Here is a 17054-nt window from a genome sequence, read left to right as displayed (position 1 = left end):
AAAATCCAAAAAAACTCAATTAAACAACTAAAATTTTCATTTCATGAAAAAAATTACACTACTAATTTTGTTGTTATTCTTCTCTTTTTCAGGCTATTCGCAGCTTTCGGAAGGGTTCGAGTCAACAACAGGTCCGGATGGGTTGCCTTCAACAAACTGGACTTTAGGTTCAGGAAACTGGGCAGTCTTTGACAACGGCGTCGGCATCAATCAAAGATGGGGGATTAACGCTACCGTAGCTAATCCGCCAATTGTCTATCAAGGGACAAATGCTGCTTATGTCAATCGTGAAAATATTGGGCAGAATAACACTTCGGAAGATTATTTGGCCACACCTTTGATTACCATCCCTGCCAACGGGCAGTTGCGTTTCTTTACGCGTATGTTTACCACGGGGAATCAAGGAACTATTTATCAAATCAAATGGGCGCCCTCAACGGGTTCTCAAACAAGCCCTGCTGCTTACACCAACTTAGTGCAACAATGGACTGAGGCAGATTTGACCGCTGTATTTAATATTTATGAAGAAAAGGTAGTTGACATCAGTGCGCTTGCCGGTCAACAAGGATATCTCGCTTTTGTTAAGGTGTATACTCAGCCGGGAACGACATTAGACGGTGATCGTTGGTTGATTGATAATGTAAACATTATTCAAAAGTGTTTAGAGCCTACCAATTTAACTTTTTCGGCTGTATTATCTAATGGTGCCACCCTTAACTGGGCCAATCCAAGTGGGGCTACTTCATGGGAAATTGAAGTGGTACCTGCAGCCGGAACACCTACAGGTGTGGGCGCTGTTTACAGCGGTCCGCTACCGTACGTTGTGACGGGTTTGAATCCTAACACGGCTTATACTTTCTATGTGCGTGCCTTGTGTAGTAATGGGTTCGCGAGTGACTGGGTAGGGCCTTCTGCTACATTTACTACTTCTGCAGCGCCTCCGGTTTGTGGAGGTAATTTCGTCGATTCGGGGAATACTGCCGGAAATTATGCCAATAACGAAAATATTACCACAACTATATGTCCAACCGTACCGGGCGAATTAGTAACGGTGACTTTTACATCGTTTAATACTGAGGCCAACTGGGACGGTTTGTATGTTTACAATGGTAACACAGTTACTCCTTCGGCATTGTTGCCAAGTGCTAACCCTGCCGGAAATGTACCGGGAGGTTTAGCTGGTTCGTATTGGGGGAATTTAACAGGAGCCAATTTGCCGGGACCTTTTACCTCTACTACAGCAGACGGATGTCTTACGTTTGTTTTCCGAAGTGATGGGTCGGGAGTACGTGCCGGATGGGTTGCTAATGTAACCTGTGCCCCACCACCAGCTTGTCAGCAACCGAGTAGTTTAACAACTACGGCTTTGACATCTAACTCGGTGACTTTGGGTTGGACCAGTAACGGAGCCGCTACCTCTTGGGAAGTTTTAGCGTTACCATGTGGTTCACCTGCGCCAAATGATACTACAACAGGATGGATTCCTACAACTGTGAATCCGTATGTGTTTACCGGATTAAACCCTGCTACCTGTTATGACTTATATGTTAGAGGAAATTGTACCTCTACATCCAACGGTTTAAGTTTATGGACCGGACCAAGAACAGTTACCACGCAAGTAGCACCACCACAGTGTGGCGGAAATTTTGCGGATTCAGGGGGTGCCGGTGCAAACTATGCCAACGGAGAAAATATTACAACAACCATTTGCCCGACCATACCGGGCGAAAAGGTAACCGTTACCTTTACGTTCTTCAACACGGAAGCCAACTGGGATGGATTATATGTGTATAATGGAAATGCGGTTAATCCGGCTCAATTGTTACCAAGTGCCAATGGTGCCGGTAACGTTCCTGGAGGTTTAGCCGGATCGTATTGGGGGAATTTAACCGGAGCCAACTTACCGGGGCCGTTCACCTCGACTTCTGCAGATGGATGTATGACTTTTGTATTTAGAAGTGACGGTTCAGTTAACAATCCGGGTTGGTTGGCCAACATTACATGTGCACCGCCACCGGCGTGTCAACAACCAGTTACTTTAACTGCAACCAATATGACCACCACAACAGTTCAATTGGGTTGGGTGAGTCCGGGTACTGCCACTTCTTGGGAAGTTATTGCTTTACCTGCCGGATCACCTGCTCCGAATGCTTCTACAACAGGATGGACACCGGCACCTACTAATCCATTTGTGTTAGGAGGTTTAACACCGGGGACGGCTTATGAATATTATGTTAGAGGAAATTGTGGTGTAGACGGTGTAAGTTTATGGTCTGGACCGGTAGCTTTTTCTACTGTTCCAACATGTCCACCACCTACAACAGTAACCACTTCTAACGTATTATCAACCTCAGTTCAATTAAACTGGAATACAGTTAATCCTTCAACTTCTTGGCAAATTATCGCTCAACCATGTGGATCGCCTGCTCCTACGGCAGCCTCGACCGGGTGGATTGATGCGCCTACCAATCCTTTTGTGATAACAGGATTAACCCCAAATACATGTTATGATTTTTATGTAAGAGGTGTGTGTACACCTACTGACATCAGTTTCTGGTCACCGGTTGCTTCGACTACTACACAAGTAGCACCTCCTGTATGTGGCGGTACCTTTACAGATCCGGGAGGACCTACAGGTAACTACGCCAACGGAACGGATTCAACTGTAACGATTTGTCCGAATCCAGGACAAGTGGTAACCGTTACCTTTACTTCATTTAACACGGAATCAAACTTTGACGGATTGTATGTGTTTGACGGAAACTCTATTGCTTCACCTCAAATTGCCAGTACCAACGGTGCTGGGTTTGTTCCGGGTGGTTTAGCAGGTTCTTTCTGGGGTAATTTAACGGGTGCTAACTTACCGGGACCTTTTACCTCTACCAGTAATGATGGTTGTTTGACCTTTAGATTCAGAAGTGATGGTTCGGTAAATAATCCGGGATGGATTGCTAATGTAACTTGTGGTCCAGCGCCAAACTGTCAAAAACCGACTAATCTTACTGTAACCAATGTTACGACTACATCAGCATTATTAGGATGGACAGAGCCAAGTACATCTGTAACACAATGGGAAATTATTGTGGTACCTCAAGGGTCTCCTGTTCCTCTACCAACTGATACGGGTACTCTTGTTACCACAAATCCGACGTTGTTTACCGGTTTAACCCCAGGTACACAATATACATTCTATGTTAGAGGTATTTGTCCTACTTCGGGAACAAGTGCATGGTCCACCGGTTTCAACTTCAGTACTTTAATCATCAATGATGAGTGTAGTGGAGCCATATTTGTTCCGGTTAATTCAGACGCTGTTTGTCAACAAATAGCATCGGGAACTTTAACGGGTGCAACTCCTTCTGTTGCTCCACCGATTGCAGCACCTTGTGTGGGAACTCCTGACGATGATGTTTGGTTCCAATTCATTGCGACAAATTCTTATTTGAATGCTTCTATACAAAGTGTAGTAGGTAGTACAACCAATTTAAATTTTGCTGTTTATTCAGGACAGTGTGGTACCCTAACGCAAGTATTCTGTAGTACAGCAGGTTCGTTATCAGGAGTGTTAAACGGTTTAACAGTCGGCTCAACGTATTACATTCGAGTTTATTCTAATGCCGGAACACCGCAAACTGTTAATTTTAACTTGTGTATTTCTACGCCATCTACTTGTGCAAACAGTTCATCGATTTGTAGTCAGCAAGGATTAAATTACGGAAATACCACCGGGGTAACTAGTTTAGGTCAGATAGGTTGTTTATTTACCTCTCCAAACCCTACTTTCTTCACCATTCAAGTGGTATCTTCAGGGCCAATTAACTATTTGTTGACTCAGTCGACAACTCCCAATGGCCCACCAAACCTTGACGTGGATTATGCGGCTTGGGGACCATTTAACTCTCAGGCTGAAGTTTGTGCCGCCATCGCGGGTGGTCAGGCTCCTTTAACAGGTTTGACAACAGGATGTAGTTATTCGGCTGCACCAACTGAAAACTTTAATATTGCTAATGCGGTTGCAGGTCAGTTTTATGTCATTTTAATTACAAACTTCTCCAATCAACCGGGTTATATTACATTAACACAAACAAACGCGAATACCACAGGATCAGGTCAAACGTTATGTTGTCCGGATGCTGACTTCGCGTATTCTTCACCGACATATTGTATTGATCCGAGTGTTGCAAACCCTATTCCGACAATCCCGCAAGGTTCGGTATCTGGTGTATTCTCTCTATTACCGGGAACACCAACAGGGTTGGTATTTGCTAACACCACAACCGGTGAGATTGATTTACAAGCGAGTGCACCAGGTAACTATGTAGTGCTTAATTCAGTAGCAGCTACTGTAACTTGTCCGGCTAAAGAGTATACTTTTACCATAAGTTTAGTAACACCGTCTACGGCAACTATTCAATACAGTGCTCCGGCCTACTGTCAAAGTGATACAGCAGTGTATAATGTGACACAATCAGGAACAACAGGAGGAACTTATTCTGTTAGTCCGAGTGCAGGTTTATACATTGATGTCAATACCGGTGCTATTAGCCCGAGTTTGAGTTCTCCTGGAAACTATACTATTATGTATTCATTGCCGGGCTCAAGTGTTTGTATGGGAGCTAATCCTACGGCACAAGTTGAGATTCAAGCGATACCTAACATTACACAACCGGCATCAGTTCAAGTTTGTAACAGTTATGCTTTACCGGCATTAACCGTTGGAAATTATTATGACGCTCCGGGCGGAACAGGAAATCAATTGAATGCAGGGGATTTAATTACAACCAACCAACAAATTTATATTTACGCCGTGAGTCCTTTAGGTTGTTCTAATGAAAAATCTTTCACGGTAACTATAAACACTGCTCCTTCACCAACGGTAAATGTGACTCAACCAACATGCGCTACTCCTACGGGTACCGTGGAGGTTACCTCACCATTATCTTCCGGAGCCGGTTTACCATCCAATTTATTCATTTCCGAAGTAACAGATGCTAACTCAGGAGCCTTGACTTACATCGAAATTTTCAACGGAACAGGAGCTTCGGTAGATTTGAGTAACTATAAGTTAAGAACGTTCAATAACGGTTCGTCAACGGTAACCACTTCTTGTGACAATGCATTGTCCGGTATCTTGAATAACAACAGTACTTTTGTAGTGGCTGTTGGTAGTGCTACTAATTTGGGAGGTGTAGTGCCTAACTTGGTTTTCGCATCTTGTACGGGTGTGAACACAGATGATAACATCAGGTTGTCTACCACTGCTAATGTTGATATTGATATTTGGGGTAGAATTGATGGTGTTGCATTTACACCAAGCAGTCAGCCGGGATATACGTACCGAAGAAATAATACAGCGGTTGTACCAAGTACAACATGGAATGCGGCAGATTGGACCGCTATTGATCCGGAAGACTATACCAATGTCGGAACGTATGCTTTACCATCAGGTTCTATTTATGAGTACAGCATCGATAACGGTTCATTCCAATCAGGTACAATTTTCAGTGGTTTAACATCAGGAGATCACACTATCATTGTTCGTGATGTTGTTACCGGTTGTTTGTCATTACCATTTACAGTTACAATTGATCCGATAGGCGGTCAAACAACAACAACATTCAATCCGATTACTATCTGTAACGGAGATGCAGTTACCTTACCGGCTGCTTCTATTGAAGGAGTTACCGGTACTTGGGTTCCATCAACAGTAGATAATACACAAACGGCAACGTATGTGTTTATCCCGGACCCTAGCTTCTGTGCGGCTGTAGCTTCTTTGACTGTAACAGTTAATCAAAAGATTCCGGCGACATTTAATGCCATTACTATTTGTAACGGTGATGCAGTTTCTTTACCGTCAACTTCATTAGAAGGATATGCCGGAACATGGAGTCCGTCGACAGTTGATAATACGCAAACTGCTGTTTATACCTTTACCCCTAATGCCGGACAATGTGCCGATGTGGGAACTCTGACAATAACTGTCAATCAACCAATTCAAGCTACCTTCGATCCGGTAGCAGCGATATGTGAAGGAGATGTTCTAGCAGCACTCCCAACAACTTCGTTGAATGGGTACAACGGAACGTGGTCACCTGCTTTAAATAATACGGCAACAACTACGTATACCTTTACACCAACAGCCGGTCAATGTGCTTCAGCTGCCACATTAACCATAACTGTTAATCCGAAAATAACGCCAACTTTCAATGCAATAGCACCATTGTGTAACGGAGCTACCACAGTTCCTTCACTCCCAACAACTTCTACAAACGGAATTACGGGAACTTGGTCGCCAAGTACAATTGATGTTACTGCTACAGGAGTTTACACGTTCAACCCTGATGCGGGTCAATGTGCCAACAGCACCACTATGACAGTGACGGTGTTGAGTCCTATACAAATAAGTACTTCCGGAAATTGTGAGGGTGTTAGCTTTGTTGTTACGGCTTCTCCGGTTGAAGGATCGTTTGATCCGGCTCAGGCTACCTACTTATGGGAGGATAGTACAGGGGCAACCATCGGAACTACACAAAGTGTAGTGGTAACGGAAGCAGATACGTATACAGTTACGGTTACCTATAATGGATGTTCAAGTACTGCTAATATTGAAGTGGATGCAATAACGTGTGTAATTCAAAAAGGGATTTCAGCCAATAACGACGGCTTAAATGACAGTTTTGATTTGAATGGATTCAACGTTAAGAATTTAAGTATCTTTAACCGTTACGGAATGAAAGTATACAGTAAAGGCAATTACATTAACGAGTGGAAAGGTCAATCAGACAGCGGAGATGAATTGCCTGACGGAACTTATTATTACGTGATAGAAAGAGAAGGCGGTGAAACTAAAACCGGTTGGATCTATATCAACAGAGCACAATAGGACAAATTAATTTGCATTCAAATAAAACACAAAACAAAATGAAGAAAATATATTTCATTGCATTATTAACTTTAGTGGTAACAGAGTTAAGAGCACAGCAAGACCCTCACTATACTCAGTATATGTATAACATGAGTGTAATGAATCCGGCTTACGCAGGATCAAAAGAAAGTATTTCAGGAGGTTTGCTTTACAGAAAGCAATGGGTGGAAATAGAAGATGCACCAACTACCGGAACCTTCTTTATCCATAGTCCTGTTGGAAGAAACGTAGGATTGGGTCTCTCCGTGATCTCAGACAAGATTGGTCCTGTTGAAGAGAACAACTTCTATGGAGATTTCTCCTATACTTTAAATTTGGGTGGTGAACACAGACTTGCTTTCGGTTTGAAAGCAGGTCTGACCATGCACAAAATCGATTTTAACACCATTTATCCAACGTTACCGGATGTTGGTGATGATGTGTTTGGCAGTGGTAACCCGAACACCACTTTTCTGAATATCGGAACGGGAGTGTTCTACTATACTCAAAAGTACTACTTGGCATTTTCCATGCCTAATATGTTAAAAACAAAATACCTTGATTTTAACGGCAGACAGTACGGAACTGAAGAGTTACACTATTTCTTTACCGGAGGATACGTGTTTGATATTAACCCGAATTTAAAATTCAAACCGTTCGCTATGGTGAAATCATCATTGAATGCACCAACTTCTTTCGATGTGTCAACCAACTTTATGTTGTATGATAAGTTAGAATTGGGGGCTACTTATAGATTAGAAGATTCTTTCGGTGCCATGGTAAACTTTGCCATTACACCAAATTTAAGAATTGGATATGCTTACGACCATATTATTTCAGATTTGAATGTGGTGACTCCTTCTTCTCACGAGTTCATGTTGTTATTCGACTTGAACTTCTCGAAAAAAGTATCACAATCGCCTAGATATTTCTAACCTATAAAGTATTCCGACAATGAAAAATCTATATATAACATTAAGTTTTGTAGCGGTAAGTTTTACAATATCGGCTCAAAATAAAGACACGAAAGCGGCCGATAAACTATTTGCACGCTATGAGTATGTTGACGCCGCCAAGGCCTATCTTAAATTGGTGGAGAATGACAAAGGGGACGCTTATGTTTACAAACAATTGGCCGACACCTATTATAACATGTTCAATGCTGCTGAAGCGGCCAAGTGGTATGCCCGAGCAACCGAAACCAATCAGGATGCTGAAACCTATTACCGCTATGCTCAGATGCTGAAAGCTAATGGGAAATACGAAGAATCGAACAAGCAAATGCAAAAATTTGCCGCTGCTGCACCAAATGATTCTCGTGCGAAAGCCTTCAAAGAAAATCCGAATTATGTACCAAGATTGTTAGATAAAACAAAATTGTACAACGTAAACTCATCCGACGTAAGTAGCGACAAGTCCGATTTCGGAGCAGTACTTTATGACAATGCCTTATACTTTACCAGTGCCCGCAACGGAGCTCGTAAAAGTTACGGTTGGACCGATGAACCGTTCTTAGATGTGTACAAAGCCGATTACAATACCGATGGAACCATCACCAATGCCGGAACGGTAACTTCTTTGAATTCTCAGTACCACGACGGACCATTAACGATGAGTGCCGACGGGAATACGGTTTATTTTTCGAGTGATAGTTTCAGAGAAAAAACATTTGAAAAAGACAAAGCCAACAAATTAAAACTAAGTAGAAACAGTATCTTCAGGGCGACTAAAAGCGGTGACTCATGGACTGATGTTACCATGTTGCCGTTTAACAGCAAAGAGTTCTCTACCAGCAACCCAAGCTTAAGCCGCGATGGAAAAACTTTGTATTTCTCATCCGACAGACCGGGAAGCGTTGGCGGTGTGGACATCTGGAAAGTGGCAGTAAACGCCGACGGTACTTTTGGGGAACCTCAAAACTTAGGCAATAAAGTCAATACCGAAGGCAACGAAAGTTTCCCTTTCATCGCCGATGACAACAAAACTTTATTCTTTTCCTCAAGCGGAAAACCGGGCTTAGGAGGTTTGGATGTGTTCCAAATCGACTTATCAAACGGTTCTGAAGCCACCAACATCGGTAAACCGGTAAATACCGAAAAAGACGATTTTGCGTTTACCTTCAACGGGGCCAAAAATATCGGATTCTTGTCGAGTAACCGTAACGGTAACGACGACATCTTTATCGTAAATCCGGTTTGTGGTGTCGATGCACTTATCGTGGTTACCGATGCTAAAACAGGCGCCATTTTGGCCAACGCCAGCGTTTCCATCTTAGACGATAAGAAAAACGTCATTGCTACCGAAATGTCGAATGCCAGAGGGGAAGTAAAATACCGTGTAGAGTGCGACAAAGCGTATGTAGTGCAAGCGTCTAAAGACGGTTATGAAGGCAATACCTTTGCCATTACGCCAAGCAAAGGACCATCAGCCAAAATTGATGCGGCGTTACAACCTATCGATGTCATTGTAACACCAACCGAAATCGTGTTGAAGCCAATCTTCTTCGAGTACGACAAGAGCAACATCACACAGGAAGGTGCTTTCGAGTTAGACAAGTTGGTACAAGTCATGAAAAACAACTCGAAATTGGTTATCTTGGCTAAATCGCATACCGATAACCGCGGAACCGACAAATACAATCTTAGATTGTCCGACAGAAGAGCTAAATCTACGGCACAGTACATCATTTCTAAAGGCATCGATCCAAGCCGCATTTCCGCTAAAGGAATGGGTGAGTTAGAGCCTAAAGTAGATTGTGGTAAAGACTGTACCGAAGAGCAACACGCTCAAAACAGACGTTCCGAATTCTTGATTGTAGCACAATAAACCCAATCATATTCCAATACAAAAGCCGAACGTTATGTTCGGCTTTTTTTATGGAAGGAGCGAATCGTTCGGGTGGCCCGGCAATCCGTGTTCCCGCCATCCGCACTACGCCAACGCCGAATACACGGCTCGGCGGTAGTTGGCTGCTGTCGGGGCTATACAGCAATCGTATCGATTTCCTTGTAGGGCTGATATAATTATTTCCTTTCGGGATAAACAAAAATTCTCCATTAAAGCGTGTTTCTTGGCAAAGGCACTTGACAATAAAAGAGAGAGTTGTTTACATCCAAACATCCGGCGTTTTTCTTTTGCGGTAAAGGCTCAAAAACGTTCAGACATAACTTTGTGCATCAGATTTACTTTTCGGGGCTTATAACGCAGCTATTCAAAGCAATCGATGAATGTAGGAAGGTAAAACACTATCGAGCTGTAATGAAATGAAAAGAAATGGTTCGTTCTGCTTTTTTTTAAAGTGGGCTGACTGAAGGTGTCACCGCAACAGCATTCCCAATACGGTAAAAAGGATAGTCCTTTTACAACCCTTTCCAAAAGGGATAAGATAACGTAACTAGCCCCGATGGGAGTCTCGTTACCGAACGAGACGCACAGCGGGAAAAAGGATTTCCGAGCCACCCGAACGATTCGCTCCTTAAAAACACAAAAAAACCACTCTTTTCGGAGTGGTTTTTTTTATTAGTGAAGTTTTGTTATTCTTTGATAAAACGCTTGGTTGCTGTAGCAGTACCGTCGGTAATTTCAATTAAATACGCCCCGGCTTTTAACGAACCAACGTATACATTGTTGTTCTCTATTTTGCCCTTGCCTAATTCCTGTCCCATCATGTTAAAGATTCGATAGGAAGCCGCAGAGTCTAAATTCGCAATGCTTAACACCTCACCTTTTACAGGATTCGGATACAAACTAAAGGCTAATACATTAGTTACAGCGTCTTCCGTACGAGCTGTTGCGGTAATGTTCACGGTGTAATCTTCCACTTCTCCGTATGAGAATACCTCACAAGAGGTTGGTGATGCGTTGTATTTCATCGATACACGCATTCTGGTAGCGCCCAATAAGGCGGTGGTTGGCACCGTAAAGCTTCTGGCAATAGGAGTGGTTTTGGTTTTGGTTACATTCACCACTTGTTCCCCCGAATCCAAGAAATCACCATCTTGGTTAAAGTCAATCCAAACACGGTAGGCTTCGCTATAGGTGGCTGCAGTCCAAGCCGGTGTAACGGTGATGGAATTACTGGTGCCGCGTACCAAGTTGGTGGATAAAGCGGTAAAGTTTCCGTAGCCTCCGTTATTGCCGGATAAGTTGTTGATGGTGCCCAGTTGCACTCTGTTGATGTACTCATCGGCTGTACTGTTGCCTTGTGAAGCACAGTAAGTAACCGATGGTGTTAAGGTAGTAACATTTACAGTGTTGCTGTTTGGCGATGCATTACCGGCCGCGTCTTTGGCCACTACATAGAAAGTGTATGCTGTTGAAGCGGTTAAACCGGTCACGGCGTATGACGTAGCTGCTGTAGAAGCTAAGAATGAACCGTTTCGGTACACATCATAAGAAGTAACCGCTATGTTATCGGTAGCGCCCGACCAGGCTAAGTTGGTCGAAGACGAAGTCGTTCCCGAAGCACTTACTGTCGGCGCTGTCGGCGCTGTGGTGTCCGGAGTCAATGTCGTTACGTTTACCGTATTACTGGCAGGCGATACATTGCCGGCCGCGTCTTTGGCAATCACATAAAAGCTGTACGTTGTGGAAGCACTCAAACCCGATGCCGTAAAGGAAGTGGAAGCCGTTGACGCTCTGAAAACACCGTTTTGATATATATCATACCCGGTTACGGCTACGTTATCCGTGGCTCCCGACCAAGTTAAGTTGGTAGAAGATGCCGTGGTTCCGGATGCCGCTAATGTAGCTGCTGTTGGAGCAGTCGTGTCAGGAGCCGAAGAAGTAATCGTAAAATTAGCATTCGATACATCAAAGAAAATATGATTGGTTCCTTTTACCATAATACGATTAGTGCTTCCGGCTAAATTCGGAATAGTAACGGCTTGAGTACCGTCGTTAGGCGTAGCTGAAGCTAAAGTGATAGGGTAGGTAAATCCGCCGTCAGTCGATAGTAAAATATCCACATTAGCACAGTTTACCCCGTTAGCTGTGGTTCCGGCTACCGACCAAGTTACGGTTTGTGAAGAACCACCGGCATAAGTCACGGCGGTGTTTGGTGAATTTACGGTAAACGGACCGGCTGTAGCGTTCACAGTAACCACCATGTCATCACTATTGTTGGCCGAGCCACCGGCTCTGTTATCGCGAACCGTTAATCTGAAATTCATGGTTCTGGCGACCGATGGCAAAGCCTCTACTGTAATTTCACTTCCGGCAGTCGTAGTAGCGCCTGCTAAAACCGATTGAATTCTGGGGAAATACCGAACCGGAGATGTTGATGAATTATACGATCGGAAAGTTGGGCCACTGGTTCGGGTGGCACTTGCGGCCGAACTGGCTCCTGTAGCCGTACTGGCAGCATTATCAAACTGTTCCCAATTGTAAGTTAGCGCATCACCATCAGCGTCGGTTCCTGAACCGGTTAGCATAAAAGGAGTGCTTTTAGGAATAGTATAATCGGCTCCGGCGTTGGCTGTCGGGACAGCGTTTCCGGTTGGTGTGTTTGTTTGACACGTTTTCGCTTTGATGTTGTTGGTTACCTGTTGGATACTTATAGCATGAAAATAATCATCCGAGTGCGGCTGGATGTCCTGAGAAGTAATCCCGGCATATCCCATAATAGTCGAACCACTTCCGGGCTCCATGTTGGCTCCCGTACCTTCATTACTCATAGAGAATGTATGATTGGCTCCAAATTGATGTCCTAATTCGTGTGCCACATAATCGATGTCGAAATTGTCGCCATACGGAATTCCGTCCGCCGGAGAAGTGTACCCTCTTCCTTTAGAACCGTTTACGCAAACACAACCGATACAACCGGCATTCCCACCGCCACCGGTAGCTCCGAACAAGTGTCCGACATCATAGTTGGCTTCACCGATAACATTGGTTAGCGTTGTTTGTAACTGATTGTTCCAATTCGACATACTTGAGGCAGCAGAATACGGATCTGTCGAAGCATTCGTATAAATGACCAAATCGGTATTGGCAATGATTACCATTCGTACCCCAAAATCTTTTTCAAAAACACCGTTACATCTTGTAATAGAGTTGTTAATTGCAGCCAAAGCCAATGCTTTTGTCCCTCCAAAGTAGGTTCCGTATTCACCGGTACACGACATTGCTAAGCGGAATGTTCTCAACATGGCATCATCAGCATTGGGTCTCAAGGTACTGCCTTCAATTTGAGGTACAATGTTGTCGATAACAGAGCATTCAAAACGATTTAAAGATTGCACTTTATCTGCTTTTCGGTATACCGTGTAAGTATTCAAATCCTGAGAAATAGGTTCGATAAAAACAGCCGATTTGCCGGCTTGCAGTATCATTGATTTAAAACCCAACGGAGATAAACTAAAATGAGCGGTAGAGGTCGGATTGTCAATGCCAATTCCGATGTAGGATTTAATTTCCGGATAACGGGCGGCCAGTTCCGGTGCTAACGCGGAATTTTCATAAATTCTGAAATTTTCCAAGACGCCGTTTTCATTTGGAATCGCTATAACGGTATTCGAATTTCTGGCATTTCTTTGAGGCGCTGAGGACAAGGCGTTTCTGAGTTGTGTCAGGTCTAATGTAAACAGATTTTTTTCCGGCAAAATCATTCTGCTTTCCAGCGGAATCATATCGCTTTTTTTGGTGGTTGCACTCCAAAGTGAGCTTCTGGTTTGGGAGAACGCTATACTGCTGATAGTGAGTAAAGCAACCGTTAGTAATTTGTGCTTCATAAATCAGTGAATTTGGTTAAATTAATGGCTCAAAATTAAAATTATTTTTCACATAAATGCGGCTAAAATTCTAAATATGTTAACAAATCGATAAGTAACCTGTTTATACCGTGAGAAATAAACAATTTTTTAATTAAAATGTCAGTAAATTCGAAAAAACGGACAATAATTATTTTGAGGAACGGCTAAAAAAAGTATTTTTAGAAAAAAATAATTATGAATTTCAGTTACTGGGAAATAAAAAATTGGTTTTCCACTATTGATTTTACTATAGTCGGAAGCGGTATTGTAGGGCTACATTGTGCTTTAGCGCTGCGTGAGCGTTTCCCGGAGCGTAAAATACTCGTTTTAGAGCGCGGCATTTTGCCGCAAGGCGCCAGTACTAAAAATGCCGGATTCGCCTGTTTTGGAAGTCTTTCCGAGATTTTAGACGATTTAAAAACGCATAGCGAGGAAGAAGTAATACAATTGATTCAGAAGCGATGGAGCGGTTTGCAATTGCTTCGCAAAAATTTGGGGGATAGCGCTATCGATTTCAAACCTTTCGGGGGTTACGAATTGTTTTTAAAAGAAGATGAAAATGCGTATAACGAGTGTTTGCAGAAGCTTCCGTTTGTCAATGAGATTATAAAGCCCATTTTCAAAAGCGATGTTTTTGCCAAAGAAGTTGATCGATTTGACTTCAAAGGAATTCAGGACTATCTCATTTTTAATCCTTTTGAAGCCCAGATTGATACCGGTAAAATGATGCATGCCTTACTCCAAAAAGCAATTACTCAGAATATCCTAATTTTGAATCAAACTACGGTGACCGATTTTTCCGATAATGGCAACTCGGTCAGCATAGACTTGGGGGATTTTAGCTTTACAACCCAAAAATTACTCTTTGCTACTAACGGCTTTGCAGCAACAGTAACGAACAACCAAGTAAAACCGGCCAGAGCACAGGTATTAATTACCGAACCCATACCCGATTTAGATATCAAGGGAACATTCCATTTGGATAAAGGGTATTATTATTTCCGAAATATAGATAACCGGATTCTTTTAGGCGGCGGTCGTAATTTAGATTTTGAAGGAGAAACCACCACTGCATTCGGGGAAACCGAAATCATTCAAAATCGTTTGGAGGAATTGTTAAAAGAAGTAATTTTACCTAACACCGATTTTAAAATTGCACATCGCTGGAGCGGGATTATGGGATTGGGTTCGAGCAAAAAACCGATAGTCGAACCCTTGTCGGAAAACGTATATTGTGGGGTTCGCTTGGGTGGAATGGGTGTCGCCATCGGGAGTTTAATCGGTCAGGAATTAGCAGACTTAGTGAAATAGTATGATAAAAAAGATATTGCGCTGGATTAAAAAAGCCCTATTGTGGTTTTTTGCGATTTCCATTTTGTTGGTCGTTATTTTTAAATGGGTGCCGGTTCCGTATACACCTTTAATGGCGATTAGAGCCATTGAAAACAAGATTGACGGCAACGATGCCGTGTTGAGTCACGATTGGGTTCCGTTAGAGGAAATTTCGCCCAACCTTCAAAAAGCGGTTATCGCCAGCGAAGACGGGAATTTTTTAAAACACAACGGATTTGATTTTCAAGCGATGTCAAAGGCTTTTAAAAACAACCAAAAGGGTAAAAAAATAAAAGGCGGCAGCACCATTTCGCAACAAACTGCCAAGAATGTGTTTTTATGGCAAGGGCGAAGTTATCTCCGCAAAGGATTGGAAGCCTATTTCACCGTTTTAATCGAATTGATTTGGGGAAAAGAACGCATCATGGAAGTGTATCTCAACAGCATCGAAATGGGGAATGGGGTCTACGGTGCCGAAGAAGCCGCTCGAGTTTGGTACCGAACCAAGGCCAAAAATCTCACCAAAAGAGAAGCTGCCGGAATTGCGGCCATTTTGCCCAATCCCCGAAAATACAAGGCGTCTAATTCCTCTGCTTATATTGAAAGACGAAAAGATAAAATCATGCGCGTTATGCGCCATATCGGTAAAATTGAATATTAAAAAGCCGACCTGTTCAGGTCGGCTTTTTAATTAATCAAATAAGGGTTTGTATTTGTCCCAATATTTGTAAATCAGTATCAAATTAAAAATGGCCACGGCTACGGCGAATCCCATATTTGGTATGCTCAGCAAAATATGGAACAAAAGTATATTCATCGTGATAGGAAATAATGCCATTAAAACAAAAGGCACCCATTTTTTCAATAATAACAATATCCCGAAAATAATTTCAAATGCTCCTACCGCAATAAAAAAATACCCTGTGGCTTCTAAGTTGTCAATTAAATTATTAGCGATTTCATCAACCGGTCGCTCTAATTGGTAAAATTGAAAAAACTTATTGGCTCCGAATGCTATCAGCATTACCCCTAATGCTATCCTGATGGTTTTAGTGAACATTGAATTCATACGCGAAGATTTTGAATTAGTGATTACGTAAAAATAAAACTAAAATTTTATACTTATTACGTTGAAATAACCAATTTATTAACACATTTCATGCAATGGAATGATTTTGTTGAATTTTACTTGACGCTGTAACAATTTTTAAAATAAATTTACTAATCCACCAACGATAAAAAACAGGAATTATGTTAGCTCACGAAATCGATTACCATATTTATGGCGAAGAAATGCAGTATGTAGAAATTGAATTGGATCCGCAGGAAATTGTTATTGCCGAAGCCGGAAGTTTTATGATGATGGATAACGGCATCAAAATGGAAACCATTTTCGGCGACGGTTCGCAACAACAATCCGGCTTGTTTGATAAATTACTGTCGGCCGGAAAAAGAGTCCTCACCGGAGAAAGCCTATTCATGACAGCTTATATCAATCAAAATAATACCAAAAGCAAAGCTTGTTTTGCCTCCCCTTATCCGGGAAAAATTTTACCCATTGATTTAACACAATTCGGAGGTAAATTTATTTGCCAGAAAGACTCCTTCCTGTGCGCAGCCAAAGGGGTATCGGTAGGCATTGAGTTTTCCCGAAAATTAGGACGCGGATTATTTGGTGGGGAAGGGTTCATCATGCAGAAAATTGAAGGAGACGGATTGGCATTTGTCCACAGTGGCGGTACCTTAGCCAAAAGAGAATTGGCCGCAGGAGAAATTCTTAAGGTAGATACCGGCTGTATTGTAGGATTTACCAAAGACGTAGACTACGATATCGAATTTATAGGCGGGATTAAAAATTCATTGTTTGGGGGTGAAGGGTTGTTTTATGCAACCCTGCGCGGTCCCGGAACAGTTTACGTACAATCGTTGCCGTTTAGTCGTTTGGCAGACCGAATCATAGCCTCGGCACCAAAAGCCGGCGGTAGCGGCAGAGAGGAAGGGAGCTTACTGGGCGGTTTAGGCCGAATGCTCGATGGTGATAATCGATTTTAAATAAAAAAACG

At 42.7% G+C, this 17054-nt stretch carries 8 protein-coding genes; 6 read left to right on the top strand and 2 right to left on the bottom strand.

The window, feature by feature from the left end; translation table 11 throughout:
• Positions 1 to 43: 43 nt before the first annotated feature.
• From QHT84_RS00720 to QHT84_RS00710, 3 genes are read left to right on the top strand one after another with little or no spacing between them, the layout of a single operon-like run.
• Positions 44 to 6886: a fibronectin type III domain-containing protein gene (locus tag QHT84_RS00720; RefSeq protein WP_283237617.1), complete on the top strand. Its 6843-nt coding sequence runs from the start codon at positions 44 to 46 to the stop codon at positions 6884 to 6886.
• 38 nt (positions 6887 to 6924) lie between these two features.
• Positions 6925 to 7842 (top strand): PorP/SprF family type IX secretion system membrane protein, encoded by a 918-nt coding sequence (locus tag QHT84_RS00715; RefSeq protein ID WP_283237616.1) that lies wholly within the window; start codon positions 6925 to 6927, stop codon positions 7840 to 7842.
• A 19-nt stretch (positions 7843 to 7861) separates the two neighbouring features.
• Positions 7862 to 9733, top strand: coding sequence for an OmpA family protein (locus tag QHT84_RS00710; RefSeq protein WP_283237615.1), 1872 nt, complete (start codon positions 7862 to 7864; stop codon positions 9731 to 9733).
• Between the two features lie 707 nt (positions 9734 to 10440).
• Here QHT84_RS00710 and QHT84_RS00705 read toward each other — a convergent pair.
• The gene (locus QHT84_RS00705) at positions 10441 to 13638 is read right to left on the bottom strand and encodes a reprolysin-like metallopeptidase (RefSeq protein ID WP_283237614.1); all 3198 of its coding nucleotides are present in this window, start codon (positions 13636 to 13638) and stop codon (positions 10441 to 10443) included.
• Between the two features lie 216 nt (positions 13639 to 13854).
• Here QHT84_RS00705 and QHT84_RS00700 point away from each other — a divergent pair, with 216 nt between their 5' ends.
• Entirely contained in the window at positions 13855 to 14970 is a 1116-nt protein-coding gene (locus QHT84_RS00700; RefSeq protein WP_283237613.1) for an NAD(P)/FAD-dependent oxidoreductase, read from the top strand.
• A gap of 1 nt (position 14971) precedes the next feature.
• Positions 14972 to 15652 (top strand): monofunctional biosynthetic peptidoglycan transglycosylase, encoded by a 681-nt coding sequence (gene mtgA / locus QHT84_RS00695; RefSeq protein ID WP_283237612.1) that lies wholly within the window; start codon positions 14972 to 14974, stop codon positions 15650 to 15652.
• A 30-nt stretch (positions 15653 to 15682) separates the two neighbouring features.
• On the opposite strand, the gene QHT84_RS00690 is transcribed toward mtgA, so the two are convergent.
• Entirely contained in the window at positions 15683 to 16060 is a 378-nt protein-coding gene (locus tag QHT84_RS00690) for a DoxX family membrane protein (RefSeq protein WP_283237611.1), read from the bottom strand.
• Between the two features lie 182 nt (positions 16061 to 16242).
• Between QHT84_RS00690 and QHT84_RS00685 the strand changes: the two genes are divergently transcribed.
• Positions 16243 to 17043: a TIGR00266 family protein gene (locus QHT84_RS00685; RefSeq protein ID WP_283237610.1), complete on the top strand. Its 801-nt coding sequence runs from the start codon at positions 16243 to 16245 to the stop codon at positions 17041 to 17043.
• Positions 17044 to 17054 lie beyond the last annotated feature (11 nt).

The organism is Flavobacterium sedimenticola (genome assembly GCF_030053345.1).
Lineage (GTDB): Bacteria > Bacteroidota > Bacteroidia > Flavobacteriales > Flavobacteriaceae > Flavobacterium > Flavobacterium sedimenticola.
This window is presented reverse-complemented; position numbering and strand designations above follow the sequence as displayed.